This is a genomic window from Glaciecola sp. 33A, from assembly GCF_002836745.1.
GTDB lineage: Bacteria > Pseudomonadota > Gammaproteobacteria > Enterobacterales > Alteromonadaceae > Glaciecola.
This window is the reverse complement of the sequence record NZ_PJAR01000044.1, coordinates 700,582-717,167: the sequence shown is the minus strand read 5'-3', so window position 1 is coordinate 717,167 and position 16,586 is coordinate 700,582. Positions and strand designations below refer to the sequence as shown.

The 16,586-nt window shown below is 38.7% G+C and carries 15 protein-coding genes and 1 tRNA gene; 6 read left to right on the top strand and 10 right to left on the bottom strand.

Annotation, left to right across the window (positions count from 1 at the left end; all coding sequences use genetic code 11):
- Window positions 1–4 precede the first annotated feature (4 nt).
- Entirely contained in the window at window positions 5–1,303 is a 1,299-nt protein-coding gene (gene serS, locus CXF81_RS19270) for a serine--tRNA ligase (protein WP_101183012.1), read from the top strand.
- Window positions 1,304–1,310: 7 nt separating this feature from the next.
- On the opposite strand, the gene CXF81_RS19265 is transcribed toward serS, so the two are convergent.
- The 5 genes from CXF81_RS19265 to CXF81_RS19245 form a co-directional block, all read right to left on the bottom strand.
- Complete coding sequence (locus CXF81_RS19265) at window positions 1,311–1,649, bottom strand: TusE/DsrC/DsvC family sulfur relay protein (protein WP_101183011.1); 339 nt, start codon at window positions 1,647–1,649, stop codon at window positions 1,311–1,313.
- 97 nt (window positions 1,650–1,746) lie between these two features.
- Window positions 1,747–2,040 carry a DsrH/TusB family sulfur metabolism protein gene (locus tag CXF81_RS19260; RefSeq protein WP_101183010.1) on the bottom strand — a complete coding sequence of 98 codons (294 nt, stop codon included), beginning with the start codon at window positions 2,038–2,040 and terminating at the stop codon, window positions 1,747–1,749.
- 17 nt (window positions 2,041–2,057) lie between these two features.
- Window positions 2,058–2,414 carry a DsrE family protein gene (locus tag CXF81_RS19255; RefSeq protein ID WP_101183009.1) on the bottom strand — a complete coding sequence of 119 codons (357 nt, stop codon included), beginning with the start codon at window positions 2,412–2,414 and terminating at the stop codon, window positions 2,058–2,060.
- Window positions 2,415–2,423: 9 nt separating this feature from the next.
- Window positions 2,424–2,831 (bottom strand): sulfurtransferase complex subunit TusD, encoded by a 408-nt coding sequence (tusD, locus tag CXF81_RS19250; protein ID WP_101183125.1) that lies wholly within the window; start codon window positions 2,829–2,831, stop codon window positions 2,424–2,426.
- A gap of 52 nt (window positions 2,832–2,883) precedes the next feature.
- Window positions 2,884–3,549, bottom strand: a complete 666-nt coding sequence (locus tag CXF81_RS19245) for a Bax inhibitor-1/YccA family protein (protein ID WP_101183008.1) — start codon at window positions 3,547–3,549, stop codon at window positions 2,884–2,886.
- A 362-nt stretch (window positions 3,550–3,911) separates the two neighbouring features.
- Between CXF81_RS19245 and CXF81_RS19240 the strand changes: the two genes are divergently transcribed.
- From CXF81_RS19240 to CXF81_RS19220, 5 genes are all read left to right on the top strand, one after another.
- A tRNA-Ser gene (locus tag CXF81_RS19240) sits at window positions 3,912–4,001 on the top strand.
- A gap of 603 nt (window positions 4,002–4,604) precedes the next feature.
- Window positions 4,605–6,152, top strand: coding sequence for a hypothetical protein (locus CXF81_RS19235; RefSeq protein ID WP_101183007.1), 1,548 nt, complete (start codon window positions 4,605–4,607; stop codon window positions 6,150–6,152).
- A gap of 510 nt (window positions 6,153–6,662) precedes the next feature.
- On the top strand, window positions 6,663–6,899 hold the full coding sequence (locus CXF81_RS19230; protein ID WP_101183006.1) for a hypothetical protein: 237 nt from the start codon (window positions 6,663–6,665) through the stop codon (window positions 6,897–6,899).
- 22 nt (window positions 6,900–6,921) lie between these two features.
- A complete protein-coding gene (locus tag CXF81_RS19225) occupies window positions 6,922–7,494 on the top strand; it encodes a hypothetical protein (protein WP_101183005.1) in 573 nt (190 codons plus the stop codon).
- Between the two features lie 354 nt (window positions 7,495–7,848).
- Window positions 7,849–8,214: a hypothetical protein gene (locus CXF81_RS19220; RefSeq protein WP_101183004.1), complete on the top strand. Its 366-nt coding sequence runs from the start codon at window positions 7,849–7,851 to the stop codon at window positions 8,212–8,214.
- 186 nt (window positions 8,215–8,400) lie between these two features.
- On the opposite strand, the gene CXF81_RS19215 is transcribed toward CXF81_RS19220, so the two are convergent.
- The 5 genes from CXF81_RS19215 to CXF81_RS19195 form a co-directional block, all read right to left on the bottom strand.
- Window positions 8,401–9,027 carry a hypothetical protein gene (locus CXF81_RS19215; protein WP_101183003.1) on the bottom strand — a complete coding sequence of 209 codons (627 nt, stop codon included), beginning with the start codon at window positions 9,025–9,027 and terminating at the stop codon, window positions 8,401–8,403.
- Window positions 9,028–9,032: 5 nt separating this feature from the next.
- Window positions 9,033–10,085: a DUF262 domain-containing protein gene (locus CXF81_RS19210; protein WP_101183002.1), complete on the bottom strand. Its 1,053-nt coding sequence runs from the start codon at window positions 10,083–10,085 to the stop codon at window positions 9,033–9,035.
- Between the two features lie 1,261 nt (window positions 10,086–11,346).
- A complete protein-coding gene (locus tag CXF81_RS19205; RefSeq protein ID WP_101183001.1) occupies window positions 11,347–12,120 on the bottom strand; it encodes a hypothetical protein in 774 nt (257 codons plus the stop codon).
- Window positions 12,121–13,092: 972 nt separating this feature from the next.
- Window positions 13,093–15,282 (bottom strand): DEAD/DEAH box helicase, encoded by a 2,190-nt coding sequence (locus CXF81_RS19200; protein ID WP_101183000.1) that lies wholly within the window; start codon window positions 15,280–15,282, stop codon window positions 13,093–13,095.
- Complete coding sequence (locus CXF81_RS19195; RefSeq protein ID WP_101182999.1) at window positions 15,279–16,586, bottom strand: ATP-binding protein; 1,308 nt, start codon at window positions 16,584–16,586, stop codon at window positions 15,279–15,281. Before CXF81_RS19195 ends, CXF81_RS19200 begins: the two co-directional genes overlap by 4 nt.

Here is a 16,586-nt window from a genome sequence, read left to right as displayed (position 1 = left end):
AAAAATGTTAGATCCTCGATTGCTCAGAAATAACCTCGACGAAGTTGCTGCTAAATTACAAACGCGTGGCTATTCGCTAGATGTTGCTGCAATAACTGAGTTAGAAGAAAAACGTAAAGCGTTAAAAGTCATCACTCAAGATTTACAAAACGAGCGTACAGTTCGTTCCAAAGCAATCGGAAAAGCAAAGGCGTCTGGAGAGGATATTCAACCCTTACTCACAGCTGTGAGTGGCTTAGGAGAAAAGCTTGAGGAGGCCAAATTAAGCTTAGAAAAAGTGATGAACGCACTCAACAGCATTTATCAAGAAACGCCAAATCTGCCCGCTAATGACGTACCTGTAGGCAGAGATGAAAGTGAAAATCAAGAAGTACTTAAGTGGGGTGAAGTGCCCACTTTCGATTTTGAAGTGCATGATCATACTGATGTGTCACTGCGACTAAATAACGGACTTGACTTTGAAACAGCGGCTAAGTTATCCGGTTCACGATTTGTCGTTATGAATGGAGTTGTCGCCAGAATGCATCGAGCACTTAGTCAATTCATGCTTGACATACATACGCAAGAACACGGTTATCAAGAGGTTTATGTTCCTTACCTAGTTAACGCCGAGAGTCTTTACGGAACCGGCCAATTGCCGAAGTTTGGAGAAGATCTATTTCATACTAAACCGGCGACTGAAGAAGGTCAGGGCTTGTCACTGATCCCAACTGCCGAGGTGCCTCTGACGAATATAGCACGCGACGAAATTTTTCCATTAGAAGCACTACCAATTAAAATGACGGCACATACGCCTTGTTTTAGAAGTGAAGCCGGTTCCTATGGGCGTGATACTAAAGGGCTCATTCGTCAGCATCAATTTGATAAGGTCGAGATGGTTCAATTAGTCCATCCAAGTAACTCAATGGCAGCGCTAGAAGAGCTGACAAGCCACGCAGAAGCAATACTACAAAAGCTAGGATTAGCTTATCGTAAAGTGCTGTTGTGCACAGGTGATATGGGCTTTGGTTCCAGTAAAACCTATGATTTGGAGGTTTGGCTTCCAGCACAGGACAGCTATCGAGAAATTTCTTCATGCTCAAATATGGGCGATTTTCAAGCCCGTCGGATGCATGCAAGATATAAGTCGCATGATATGAAGAAGCCTGAATTGCTGCACACCCTGAATGGTTCAGGTTTAGCCGTTGGCAGAACGTTGGTCGCTATATTAGAAAACTATCAGCAAGCTGATGGCAGCGTTAAAGTGCCGGCAGCCCTTGTGCCCTATATGAATGGTGTGGAAATTATGTCACCTAGCGCATAGAGGATGACTAAAGGCACTTAGCTGGCTTAGGTAGGCCAGCTATTTTAGTTGCTTGTTTCGCCGGGCCTTTTGGAAATAAACGTTGCACGTAACGGCTGTTTCCAATCTCAGGTCCAAATTTATTCGACAAACTTTTAACCAAGACGCGTATTGCAGGACTGGTTTCATATTCTTCGTAAAACGCTCTAACAAAAAACACAACTTCCCAATGAGCTGGGGTTAAATCAATTCCCTCTAGTTGCGCTATAACAGAGGCGACTTCTATTTCCCACTCTAAATAGTTCAGTAGATAACCGTTTCTATCTATTTCAATTTTTTTGTTGTCGTATTCTAAAAAATGTTGCATCTATTTTGATTTAAACTCTTTATGTCAGTTTTCTACGAAGACCCGTCACGACAAACTTTTATGTACAGCACAGCTTATGTATAGCGCAGCGAGTTAATCATTGTAAGGTAATACACGGTCTATGTTGAATGCTTAACCTTACGAATTCTTCAAAGTCGATTATATTTACTCTATTTTGCTCGGTAAAGCTTGCAAGCAGACCGGCTGCCTGTAAGTCGCGTTTGAGAACGTGAATAAAAATATCATGACGATCATGTAGCTCTCGTAAAACATTTTTCAGTTGATATACGCCGTGTTGCGCAATAATAACGGCATGAGGCTTATCTTTGTTTACCTCAGGTAATGTAGGTCGGATAGATTGATATTCAGAGCCTAAAAATACAATTAACATGCGTACATAATCCTAAACTAGAAACGTAAAATTGCGGTAGAAGCAGCGCATAATTCATTGAACTTGTTGGTATCTATTGATTCTGCAGTTGATGTCAATGCCTGTCTTGAGAGTTTAAGGTCAGTCATATCCTCTGCAATATAATAAACAGCATCAATATCGTACAAGGGTAGAACGTTAATTTGCTTTTCTATCGATTTTCTTTGCACGCAGGTACTGTCTTGATCACCTAATAGCTGATAAAGGCCTTGTTGAGCAAATACAAAGGTGACGTCGACGCCAACATTACTCGCTGCCAGCGCAGCTTCTAAAGCATCTTGCGCAGCACTGGTGACATAAGGGGCCTGAGTTGAAATAATTAGTAATTTTGCCATACCTAAGCTCTAAAACTGCATGCAAATAAGCGTATCAGGCTCACAAGACGAACTTGTATTCAGGGCAGAAAAGTATTCAGCCATCCCTACCGGCCTAAACGCAGTGTGAACATTGCAGTGCAGTTGCATAGCCGCTGCGTCATCTTCTGACAAGACACCACGTTTAATTGATGCGGTAACACAGACGTTTAATGATGTTTTTGTTTGTTCTGAAAATGCAAGCCATTGCGCAAGCAAATTTTTCTCACCAGCAGCGGGTTGAATGTCAACGTTAGCTTGTTGAACCCCTTCTTGATAAAAGAACACTTGCTCTATTTCATGTCCTAACTCAATTGCGGCTTCACAAAACGACAGGGCAGTTTGTCCATTTAAAGAATCAAATGGAGAACGGGTAACAAAAATAAGAAATTTATTCATAACAAACAAAAACACCCCTAAAAGGGGTGTTTTCCCTAATTAACATGCTTGATTAATCGTCGCCGCCAAACGCATTTAGCAGAGCAAGTAAGGCGGTGAACAGATTATAGATGTTCAAATAAAGCGATACCGTTGCCATGACATAGTTGGTTTCCCCGCCTTTTATAATTCTGCTAGTGTCATATAAGATTAACCCAGAGAATATGAAGACGATGACTGCATTAATAGCTAAATGAACAGCAGGTACTGCAAAGAAGATATTAGCGATACTGGCAATAATCGCAAAAACAAGTCCTACGATTAAAAAACCGCCTAAAAAGCTAAAATCTTTCTTGGTCGTAATTGCATAGCCAGATAATGCGACAAAAATAATAGCGGTTGTTCCAAATGCTTCCATAATGAGACCAGGATAACCGACGGCCACGTAATAACTTAACAATGGACCGAGGGCAGCACCCATTAGACCCGTAAACAAAAACGTCAATGGTAAAGCCGCTGCTGAATTGGCATATTTTGAAACAGCGTATAAAGAACCAAACGCTGCCAACATAAGGCCGATTCTAGCAAATCCACCTAGATTCATACCCATTGTAATCCAAGCACAAACTGCACTGAATACCAAAGTCATAGACAGTAATAGATAGGTATTTTTCAAAACCTTGTTAATTTCTACCGCTGACCGATTGCCAGAGGCAGAATAGACTGAACGTTGTTCCATTTGTACGTCTCCACGTTAAATAATAATTGAGTAAAACACTTGGTTAATTGTTAGATACTTTGTATGGTGTTTGGTTCCATATTTCAAGTAGTTTTCGCTAACTAATCTATATTAATACAATAATGTGTGAAAATCGTTCAAACGAACGAAAAAAATCACTTTTTTCTGTGTAAAGACTTTACAACAGGCAATTTGGGCCTTAGTATGCGCACCTCGCTAACGGAGAGTTGGCAGAGCCTGGTTTAACGCACCTGATTAGAAATTAGACGAAGAGTAAAGTCTTCCCGCAATTCATATCTGAGTTTGTTAATGAGCGCACATTGTGAACGCTGTGATAATAGTATAAAGTTTTAAAAGTAATAGGATAGCTGGCAGAGCTCGGTTTAATGCACCTGACTTGAAATCAGACGTACCGCAAGGTACCGGGGGTTCGAATCCCTCGCTATCCGCCACATTTTATAGATAAGCCTCTGTTTTACAGGGGCTTTTTTATATCTATTACTTTGTAAGCCGTCAAGAAAACCGTCAAATATCTACGTTGCTATAAAAAAATACCTTACAGAAAATGAATTGAACCTGAACTTGCTTGTACTGACACTGGTTTTATATTCAATGAGCTAAATCAATTAATATTGACTAATGATTCTGCTGTGACAGAAGTTTATCGTAACAATCTATATGATTTCATCCCGTTAGATATAACAGTCGATGGTCGAGAGTATTATTGTCAGCTTGTTGAGCTTTCGTGTCCGCTAGGTCCTGATATTAATGTTAGAGGCTCAGGATGCGCGTAAGTATTCTCGGTGACTGAGTTGCCGACGAACTCGTGTGATTGAATTGTCAGGCTTCGTTATGCTTATCGAAGCCTGTTTTATTTAACAGTAAATCACCTTTAAGTCCTACAGACAATTCATAAAAGGTACAAGTTTGATAAGAATTAACTATCTGTTGTGTTATTAGTGCCCATTAATTGTGAATAATCAATTGACAGCGTATCATCGACATTAGCTATCTAATCGTATGTATGAAACAAACACAATTGTTAAGGCTCGCAAATGAAACCTCATTTCCTCTTGTTATTAATCGCTATATTTATTGCTGGATGCTTTAAATCGGCAGACGAGCGTGCCAATGAAATTTACGTTATGACAGTAAAAGCTGCAGACGCTATAAACGTTGAACCATATGACTATGACGCATTATATGAACTAACAAACATTGCCATCCCAGCAATTAATGAGATTAATAACGAGTTTCCAATTAGCAAGGTTGCGGTCGACCTTGCATCCGGAGCTATTTTGATAAAAGGGTTCAGTAGTAAAGAGCTAGTCGACATTCGGCGCAAATTAGTAATACTCAAAGAGTCAGGGGGATCAATAGAAAAAATAATTGAAAACGAGATAATTCGATTTAGCAACCATCCTCAGATGTATGAAATAACAGAGATTTTCTTTGGGGTTTTGCTTGAGAGTAAAAGCACAAACCAAGACTTATTGAACAAAATCGAAGGAATATTGCTTACCCCTCAATCGATAGAACAACCTTACGGTGAATACACATCTACGATTGCATTGGAATATATTAATGAAGGAAAAATTGATAGAGCAATAGCGATTTATAAAGAGCACCTGAGACAATGCTTACCTGGCAATGTAATTTTAAAATGCACAAACATTGATGACAAAGCCCAAATAGCTACAATTGCAGGTGGACTGCAATATTTTCATGACTTCGAATTATTGCTAAATGCCTCTGAAATAGCCTTTTACGACTTTGATGGTTTCAAAAAACCTTTATTGCATTTAATCAAAACAAATAAAAATGACGCTATTCGATATATAGATACCGTCCTTGCTCATATTGCTAAATCCAAAGCAAATGGTGACGACTATGAGAAAAGATGGTTTGACGTGGCGAACAATTATTTTTTAAACCAGGTCGCTTCAAACTACATTCAGAATGGTGATGTTGAACAGGCTCTGTCAACGATATCTAACGTTGTATTTAGTGAGCAAGACTCTTTTTATAATCATGTGGGAGATACATTGGTCAAAATGGGGCGAGCGGAGATGCTCGTAAATAGGCGAAATCAATTGGTTGAGCATTTGGAAGCAGGCAAGTTACAATATGATGATATTGTCATCCCCATGCTCTATCTCGCTATATATTTATCTGATGAGAGCGGCGTAAAACAGCTCCTGAATACCCTGTATAAATTATTAAAAGATGAGGATAAGGCGCTAAATAGCCTTTATTTTATTCTTGGCGAAGCTATCAACATGGCAAATGTTCTTAGATATCACGGTTTTAAGGAGGACGCCAAGCAGTTACTAATGATTGTTTACGATAAAACACCTGATCTTGAAGGCTGGGAATTAGAAAGTACACTTACTAACCTCGCCATGCTTGGGGGAGTAGATATGACATCAAAGCTTTACCGAGAACAAGAAACAAGTGAATTAACCGTGGTGTTCTTATATAAAATATTGGCCAAGTTGGCCGATGATGAACGAAACAATAAACCACTGTCTTTAAACACGATGGCTTTGTACTATGAAATAAGCAGAAATAATCAATTGGAAAGTATTTGGACTAACAGGTAAAAACAAAGGGTGAGCCTAATTAAACTCCCTGTCCTACAAAACTATGCGCGATCAATGGCAACGATCCTAAGCTACAGCCACTTAATCTTCTATCTAGTCCAAGTGCAAGTCAAAAAAGCGAGTTCTCTAACATTATTAGCAAGTTCCAGTCTCACTTTAATGGCCCATATATATTTTGTTTAAATGATATTAATTTAGATAAAGAATACCGCAAATTTAAAAAAATTTGACCTACTGTGGATTTAAGGTAGCATAATGTTTAAGCTAATTATGTTTAAAAATTATGGGAGAGCCTTACATGGGAGGCGAAATATTTGTAGCTATTGCGTTCGCGATGTGGGCTGGAATTTTTTGGATTGCTTGGAAGTTAATAAAATTTATATTGCATAAAATCAAAGGGCAGTAGGGCTTTGGATACGAACGACCGTCATAGGCTCAGAACAGCCTGTCACTATGGCGCACCTCGACGAATATTTATAACATAAACTCCTACTCAATTTTGAACGTCATATGACCGCTGTTGCCGTAAACTTGCTGTCAAAGAACACGACTATAAATGTACAATTTTTCGAAAACCTCCAAAAAGCCACTGTCGGGTTTCTTGGTGCAAAGCTTCCATTGATGCCATTCGTCTTAAGTGAGCCTGAAGCAGAACTAGAAAAATTACGCAGACATAAAGATAAAAATGCATTAATGAATGAATTGGAAGAAAACTATAATTTATGTTTAAAACTAACAAGTAAATGACATTTTTGTGGGGTAATTACATATGAGAAAAAGTATAAAAATTTGTAACTTAATAGTTAAAGGCAAAATATTTATTATTCTAGTTCTGTTTTTATCAAAACTATCTTATGGGGCTGACCACGAAATAGATATTTCTATTGAACAAGTCTCTTTTGCTGGTAATAATGCAATCTTTGAGATTGTATCTGCTAGTCCTGTATTTATTGGAAAAGATATCAAGAGTGTAGGAGAAATAGTTTTTAACACGTCTGTTAAAATGCATGCTGCCTTTCAACCTATCAATCAGTTTAGAATTAGGGTCAACTTAAATAAAGATGAATTTAGCTATCTAAAGAGCTTTGATACGGTGAAGGTAATCTATCCACACTGGCTTGTAAGCTCAACTAAAGGGCGCACTATATATTACATATCATATAAAGAGCTAGGCGAATATGACAAGTATTTATTAGAGAAAGCCTCTTATACTGAAGAATCTCAGAGAATGTTGTATGGTGACGCTATCACAGAAAAAGACCTAGAAGGAACCAAACTTCGGTTTGTAAAATATTTTTCAAACTTGGATGTTAAAAACCTAGTGTCTAAAGCAGAAAATTAAATATAAAATTTTTTAAGCGTAATAGTAGGTGTTGGTTGTTTAGTCTAATATCTACCGGCGCAATTTCTAGTGCGGTTTTGTATAGTGTAGTCGAAACGCCAGAAGGAAACGGGCTTATGCCCTTCGATTGTCTTCTGAATGTACTAAAATCATCTATCGAGCCCGACTGTAATGTGAAAATTTTGATGCCTTGGAATGTTAAGCTTAACTAGGCATAATTGGCTTGGAGCATACTAAATATCTAAATCTAAAGGCAGATGGCGCTATTAAACTTGACGATACTAAAAGCCCGAATGGCGCAAAGCACTAAACTAAATGAATGTATATTCAAAATTTATTTTTAGGGACTATCAAATGCGTGGTTTTATTTTGTGCTCGGCAATATGCTTATTTTCTTTTGTTTCTATATCTGCAAACGCAGCGAATGTAGAGGAAACCATAAAAACTAGTGTGGCAGGAGGTGCTCTATGTAAGTCTTATGCAGACGAACTTGGGTATGACAGTAAAAAATTTGCCGATGTTAATGTTTTAACTACTCAGCTCGCTGAAAAACTAGGTTACACCAAAGATTTTTATCAATATCAAGCAGAAATTAATGGTATTAAATCTGTGCTTAATCAGGAGATGAAAAAGAAATATGGTTCTATAGATAAAGCTTATAAAGACTGGTGTTTTCGTTTTTATGATAGCCTTCAAAAAAGCATTATGGCGAATAGATAATTACATTAGTTGTGCCACTAAATTGCATTGGTCAACTTTGCCCAAGTAAGCGGTTGTAGTTATTTTTTAGATTTTAGTTGCCATTTTTTACCAGAAATAGGATTTTTATCTATGGTGTTGATAGGCAAGCAAGCGGTGTGAGTTCAAATTCGTGTGCGAGCTTTGTGCCAAAAGCGGACAAACTTGCTAAGTGCGGTTGTGTGCAATATTCTCTGCCGTTATATCCAGTTTTAATTGGTACAATTGCAGGACGGTATTTGAAGTATCTTCTTTAGACATTTTAGTAATAAAATCTGAGACGTTAATTCCCGTCACGCTACGTCTTAATACTCTAGATGCAACGGCATCCAGTTTATTCTGAGTGGTAGAGCTAATGTGTGCTGACGCATTTCGTATAACTCTTAAGTCAGAAAGGTCCGTGGATATTGAATTCAGAGCTGTTTTGAATGGCTCACCCTCCTCAAAATATATAGAGGCGATCTTATTAACATTGTCAATATTCGCCCAATCTACATATTTTTGAGTGCCGATTAAAATTTTATGTGCATGCTCTACATCAATTGGATTCGCATATTTAGTTATCATATTCCCGCCTAGACTTGCTTCTCCAGTTAAGTATGCGACAACAGAATTTTCTAGAAAGCCTTCCCAAGCGATAAATAGTTTAAGAAAGGCTGATGTAACTATAAACTCTACATCTTCATTCGATCTAATGCTATTTCCTGCAGCGTCTTGCTCATATGCAAGGTCGACATAGCCATTAACTTTAGTAACTTCAATCCTATAGGCAGAAAGTGCATCTATTAACGCCATGTTTGTTAAGCCATCACATCAATAATAAATTCACTTCTACGAATACGAACAGGTGTATCAGTAGTTGCCCTCCGGCAATCCTCCAAAAATTGTTTATCACCTTGCTCAAGTTTATCCTTATTATCTTCGTCAAAGATATAATCAATCCGTTCAAGCTTTTGTGAAATTTTGGCCAACTCACCTTTTTCAATCGGTTGCCTTAGCCTATCTATATTTGCAACACCGTACTGAAGGTGATAAAGAGACATGAAAAGTGAATAAAACACATGATTTCTTCGAAACTCGCGTTTACTTAAACCTTCGCCAAATATAGCCTTTATGAGTTCTATTATTTCGTCAAATCTTTCAGAAAGAACATCTACATCATGACCGAATTCTTTTTCATAAACTTCATAAGCTTTCTTAATATATTTCTTTGTTCGTATGCCATCGATCATTCCAATTAATAGGTCTGCGGACATTTGAACGTCATACATTCTAAGTACGTTTTGTTCACTAATGATCTTATTATCAATCCAAAAAGAATTATTTTTGTGAGCCAATGTATCTGCCAGTTTCTTAAACTCACTAAAGTGATTAGCGTTAATTTTTTCTTGGTCATTCAATGTTACGGAATATGAGTTCAAACGGCTAAATACGTCAAGAACATCAGGATCTGACATATTTACAAGTAAATCGACCGAAATCTCATAGTTTAATAGGTGGTTCTGAATATCTTCATCAACTTTATTCAATTCGCTAAAGTACAAGCCGCCATATTGCTTATTATGTCTTTTGTTAATAACAAACCCATCTTTCATAAATGACAATATAGTTCTCAAGCGTTGTTGGCCGTCAACTACTTCTCTTATTGATTTCCTGGTTTGGGGATTTAATTTTTGACGGATGAATACCTTGGGAATAGGCTTTCCATCAATTATGGTATCCATTAAGTATGAACGTGCCGTATCAGTCCAAACAGATCTGCGCTGGAACCTTGGCGATAACTCTAGTTGCCCGTTATCCGACCACTCTAAAAAATCATTGATGCTATAAGTTCTCGAGTCAAAATTCTTCATCTTATTCCTAAGTTAGTTCTAGCTTGTTATCTCAAGGGTTTGGGCGCTTAACAGTGTATTAGTCCGACCTTACAAGATCAATAACCTTGCAAACTAGATTACCTTGTATGATTGAAAAGTCCAGAGTGCTCTATGGACGTTCAGAAGTCAGTTGCCTTTAATTAAGTCATACGTCTGCTTCACGCTCTTAGCCGCCCTACAATTAACTTCCTCGATAATTGGCAAACAAGCTTTTGCATCGCGTCTTGGGAATGATTTGAAACTTCCGCTTTCATCAAAAGAGCAAATATTATTGAGCCTGAAATGATCGGTAGTGGTAAAAAATGCTTATTTGGTATTTATAAATAGATTAAGCGAAATTGGTAAAGAGCTGCCAGTAGATGTCTAGCTTCTATATCGATGCGTTGCAGCTTAAAATTATCAAACCTTACTATGATTGGACATCCACTCATACGGTAAGACATACCGCACATGTACCCGTAGTTGTGTGGACCGCCAATCGCTAGTGTTAATAGTTAACGGCTTTCTTAACTACGTGTAAGTGTGGTGCTATTTAACTACTAGGACTACAAGGCGTATAACTACTTTGCCTACCTCTCCTGAAATTTCCTATCCGGTATTCATTCGACACACATTAGCCGCAACCTAACCAGTAGATAAATGTCTTGTATGCATTGATATTAGCTAAGGACACGATAGTGACGGTAGATAATCGGCTAGTAGGTATTTCCGGCAGCTTCAGTGGTGCCTACTTGAGTGAAAACATAGATGATTTTTAATTTGTTTTTCATTGCAATTAGCTTGATACGAAACTTCTTACCCATACGAATAAACATTCAAGTACTTATCTTCGCCTACGGTGTCAAATTTATAAATTGATGAAGGATTCGGCTTCGCCTCATAAGCGCCTTCATCAATTTCTAAATTATGAACCGCAGTCTTGAACGTACTTGAAGTTTATTCTTAATGGGAAGTTTCTATAGTGGTGGGGTAGGTTGGCGGCTAAATATAAATTGTAGAGGACGGGTCATTACCGTAGTTGCTAGTCTGGTAATCAGTAACCTCTGCAACACAGCGTTTAATGTGACTGTTGTGGTCAACTAATTTCAGCCCCCCCTAGTTTAGCTACCATTTCCAATTCTTTACCTGCTAGCTCAAAATCATTTGATTATGAACATCTTCAATAAATCAAACAATATCCAAAGGTGACCGCAGGGGAGTGCCGAGGGATTGCAGTGCCTTATTCCTCGACCTAAAAATCCTATATTAATAGAGCTTTAGCTTCATCAGAGTTTAGCGCACTAGATACTGCTGTTCTTCCTCTGCCGACAGTTAGCCCAATATCTTTAACGGAGTAGCCTTGGCGTTTCATTTCTATGGCTTTATCTTTCCAATCAGCCTTTGATGGTAATAGCCTACCAGCCTCTATATCTCTATTGAGGTTGGATATTGTTACTTTGTCATTGATGGATTGTAGTTTTAATGCTTCGTTTTCTTCTTTCAAAAATTCTGTTTCCATAACTTCCCATATCTCGTTGAATATTTGCTTGCTTATCATGTTGAGGGATTTATTAAAATTTATTCTGGTAGTGTCTAATTTTTCATAGGTAGCTGCTAAATTTGGAGGTAACTGATCCTCAAAGTTGATATTCATTATTTGGTTAAATAGATAACCGCTGCTTACATGCTTAATTTTTTTTAACCAGTCCGGATGTTTGTTCTTAGCGATGCCTTGCCATATCTTGTTAACTGCACCCTTAGCAGAAGCAGCCTTGTAATTTTTATTAGTTAGTGATGCTAGCTCCTGAATTATATTGGTTAATAGCACTTGAATCTCAGACTCTGTGATTTTATGTTTAATGTAGTTAGGGTTGTTGCGTTTTGCTTTAGCTTCAAGCTCTTTCAACAAGCTGACAAGTGCATTAGTGTATTCACTTTCTGTTTGGCTAACTGCGTCTCGTTTTATTTTTTTTAACTTTGCAATTCGCATTTCAAGTGGTAATTTTGCCAAGGTAGATGTATCTAGATAACTCATGGTGGTACTCTTATCTGTTGTTACCTATCAAAAGAAACATGTCGGAAGAAGGATAAGCGGTCTTCTTTTCACTGGGTAGCAACTCCACAGCTATCCGACAATTAATGTTATTATATCACCCAAGAAATAAAAGCGAACAAAAAAGTAAACATAAATATAGTGTTTTCGCCTACATTAAATAATAATATACAATAAAAGAATGCTTTTGGTTGGTGAAGTGTAGTGTAAGCACTAATTTACGAAGTGCCCGTAGTTAAGCGACCGCTAACAGCTGATATGCAAAATAGTAAGTATAAATTTAAATTGTTTGTGATTAGCATTAGGCTTTCAAACACTGGGTAGGTGGATAAGCTAGTCATACCACCAAGTTTTTTTAGTGAAATAATATCGCCAAACTACACTTAAGCTAATAACTTACATAAACATACACAGACCGCTATGTTGAAATATGGCTGCATTTTTAATCACGGAAGTACTTATTATGGGGTTGCAGCTTATTCACTGCACCCCCCCCTTAGTTGTCAATTAGGCTGATAATAAAGTAGGGGATAAATACAACTAAAAATGAGACCTACTAGTTTTTTAAAATACACATATATACACATAACTATTAAGTAGCAGAAACAAAAAAGCTATAGCGCGTCAAGACCCTTAACAGATCAACCGGTCAAGTTGATTGACGCTGACTGGTCAAGGATATTGTCGCTTAATACTCTGCACTGCTCTTTTGTGCTCAGTCCTCCGCTGCGTAATCTTGATCTCTGCCCACCACCGTCGTAACAGTTTGGCGGAATTTTGTCAGAGAATGCAGCTGTGGAGCACTCAGGGTGGACGGGGATGCAGTTTTTCAATTTTTTTTTGCGGGTGACCGAGTCTGAAAAGGTGAAATCCTGTAAACTCAGGAAATTGACCATTAAGCAAAAATGAAAATTTTACTATGCTGCCGGCCACACAGCGTTGATTTATTATTGTTTAAACAGATAAAAGCCAAGTTAAAGCCCCTTTAATCTCAAAAACTTTCGCACCATAGCCAAGTGATAAAAGATCATCAGGCAAAAATTCATCAAATTTCTCGAGCTGTTTTTCGGGTACTGATATAGCTAACTCATTCTCTGTCGGCAACTTTTCACTCGCTAAAGTTTTAAGTGCCGCAAGCACATCGTTAAGCTGAGATTTTTCCACTTCAATCACGCCAGCATAAGCACCTGCTTCAAATCCTTTAAGTATCAGTAAAGCGACAATAGTGTTCACCGTTTTATCGCCTAGCCAAGAAAAGATATAGGTGGTTGCGCCGACTTGTAACAGTGAATTTGTATCTAACCCGGCAGCGATAAAATACTCAACACTCTCTTTAAATAACTCTTTAGCTATTTTGTCTGCAAAATCTACTTTATGGTCATCTACAGAAATTCTGTAATCACCGCTTTTTAGAATCTGTAGCATTTCTTGACGAACCACATCGTGTATGGACATGCCACCGCCTCCAAATTTAGGTGGTTTGCCCCCCTTGGCATATATTACATAAATGACTTTCTTTTCAGTATCGACATCCTTCACTTTCCAACGTTTGCCACCAAAAACTATATGCTGCCCCACTAGTACTAGTGAGTCGACGGGTAGTGTCCCTAAGGTTTTGGCGCCACTAACGACTCTGAACTCTTCTGGTGTTTTAAATACTGCGTAAAAGGTGTAATGGCTTACAACTCTTTCACCGATTGCGCCTAAGACTATTTCACCGCTACCTAGTTGAGTAATCAACTCTGATTTACCCATTTGGATTAATAGTGACTTGTAGTCATCTACCTTCGTTTTTTGAAACGGACCTTTTTTGCAGAGTAAATCAAATAACTGATCTGCCCTAATACCTCCCCACTGAGCAGTTACTGCCAGAATTTGATGTAGAAGCGTAGAAAAGTGATACAACGATGTGTCGGCTGGCTCAAACCATTTGCTGCCAATCATTAGCCTTATCATTGCTAGTGATTGTATTAACTCTAAACGAAGTTTATCGATAACATTTGAGTCTTGGGTTATTTCGTTTTCAGCAATTAGCATTCTAAGGATAGCTGGGTCTCCTCTTCTTCCTGAACGACCCATTCGTTGTCGTAAGCTTGAAACTGAGTGTGGCGCAGTCACCTGTGCGACAGAGTTAACTTTGCCAATATCGATGCCAAGCTCTAGCGTCATTGTGCATATGGCCGAAGTTGGGATTTGCTCTTTCTGAAGGCGGGCTTCCAAGCTTTCTCTTAGCTCTTTTGCTAGTGATCCATGGTGTGGGAAAAACTCATTTGGCACAAGGCGCTCTTCACACAAATCAATCAACGTCGCCGCAAGAATTTCCGTACGAGTGCGGCTATTCGCAAAGATTAAATGATTGCCACCACGACAAATTTTGAATAAGTCTGCACATATTTTGTCTTCTGAAGATGGAGGAGGAATACCATTTACATAGGCAGCCTCAACGTACCCCCTAACTTGTACTTGTAAGGTCGCTGTAGACTTCGAGTCCTTAATTATTTCACATGGAAAAGATTGGCTAGGTCGCAGTGATAATGGTACTTTTTCAAGTTCACCGAGCGTAGCGCTTAATGCTGTTCTTGGTATTGGGCTATCAAGTCTGTTCAACAAATGTTCTAATCGGTGTAGCAACGATAACAGGTGGTGCCCTCGCTCCGAACCTAAAAACGCATGGAATTCATCAATAACTATATGTTTTAAATTACCAAAGGCCGATTTCACCCAGCCCGGATCTCGTATTAAAAGAGACTCCAATGACTCAGGCGTTATGAGAACAATTCCAGCAGGTGATTTTCTGAGTTTGTTTTTGCGACCAATAGGGCTATCTCCATGCCAAGGCGTGACCGGCATATCTAATAAATCAGACAGGCTCTCTAAACGCCGGTCTTGATCATTTATTAGTGCTTTCAAAGGACTGATATACAGTATACCAACACCCTCTTTCTGCGTTACTATCGCAGTGATTGCTGGCAAGAAAAAAGCTTCTGTTTTGCCAGCTGCTGTAGACGCACTAATAAGTAAGTCAGTGTTACCCGCTAAAATAGGTCTTATTGCTAGACTTTGAATTTCGCGAAGGTTGTTCCACCCCTGCTTAAAAATCCACTGCTGCACTCGAATATCGAGTTTTTCATACTCGTTAATCATAGTTGAAAATTAGTCAACCCATCGTCTTCATCTTGTATCTCAAGCTCAACATCTGAAGGCTTCTCGTCTTCAATAGAAAGTGAGCTGACAAGGCTATCCCATGTAATAGATGGGTTCTGATCTATGACGGCGAGCATATCTAAAAAGGCCTTAATTGTGTTTCTAGGCGTTCGGAAGTATGCATCCCCTATAGTTTGACTGCAATGCTGTAAAAACGCTTTAAGCGACTCGTCAGGCACTAAGTATGCAGCTTCATCGCCTCCGGCATAAACATGACGTAGATTTTTTAGAAGAATGTAGAGTTCTTCAGGCGTCAAGCTAGCAAGATGAAGTGCTGGCGAGGAATAATCAATAACTCCTGCTTGCTTTGCAAAATTGTTTCCTGCAAGTCTGCTTTGCAACGCCTCATAGCTATATAACCCTTTCCTCGGATCTAACAAAAACTCAGGTGTACCACTAAGTAGGAAACCTAGATGTTCTGCTGAGCCTTGCAAGCAATCGTTTAAAATCCTAAGGATCTGTTCGTAATTAGATGTTCTGGCCTGCGTACTATTTAGCTTGTACAGGTTCACCATCTCGTCCAAATTGACAATTAAACCTTGATAACCGGCTTGGCGAATAAAAAGACTCATTAACTTTAGCGCATCGTAAAAAGAGGCATCCGTAATAATTGTTCTTACACCAAGATCTTTTCTGGCGTCGGTCTTTGTTGAGTATTCGGCTCGTAGCCATTTTATAGCGTTATTTTTTAAGTCTTCTCGATCTTGCTCATAACCCATCCAATATGACTCGATGACTTTCGCAAAATCATAACCGCCGACGAGCTCCGACAACGAACCAAGTCGTTCATGTATCGCGGCATTGATGTCTTTGCCGGTTGCATCGGCATCTTTTCTGGCTTCAGTAATGAACTTTTCAACAACACTCGTTAACGCATTGCCATCGGGCTTATTTCTCGTTGACATGTTTCGCATTAGTTCTGAATAAAGATTGCGAGCTTGGCCTGACGATGCATGTATTCGTCTATCCGGAGACAAATCAGCACTAATCGTGACCAATTTACGCTCTAAGGCAATAGCCCTAACCACACTTAAGAAAAAAGTCTTACCTGAGCCATATTCTCCAATAATAAGACGAAAAGCTGAACCTCCGTCTGATACTCGTTCAATATCCTGAACAAGTGCTTTAAGCTCATTAATACGACCTACTTGAATATGTTGAATGCCTACCTTTGGCGTAACACCCGACTTTAAAGATTGGATAATTGCGTCTCTTTCTTTAGCTCTAATTCTTTTGGCGCTCAT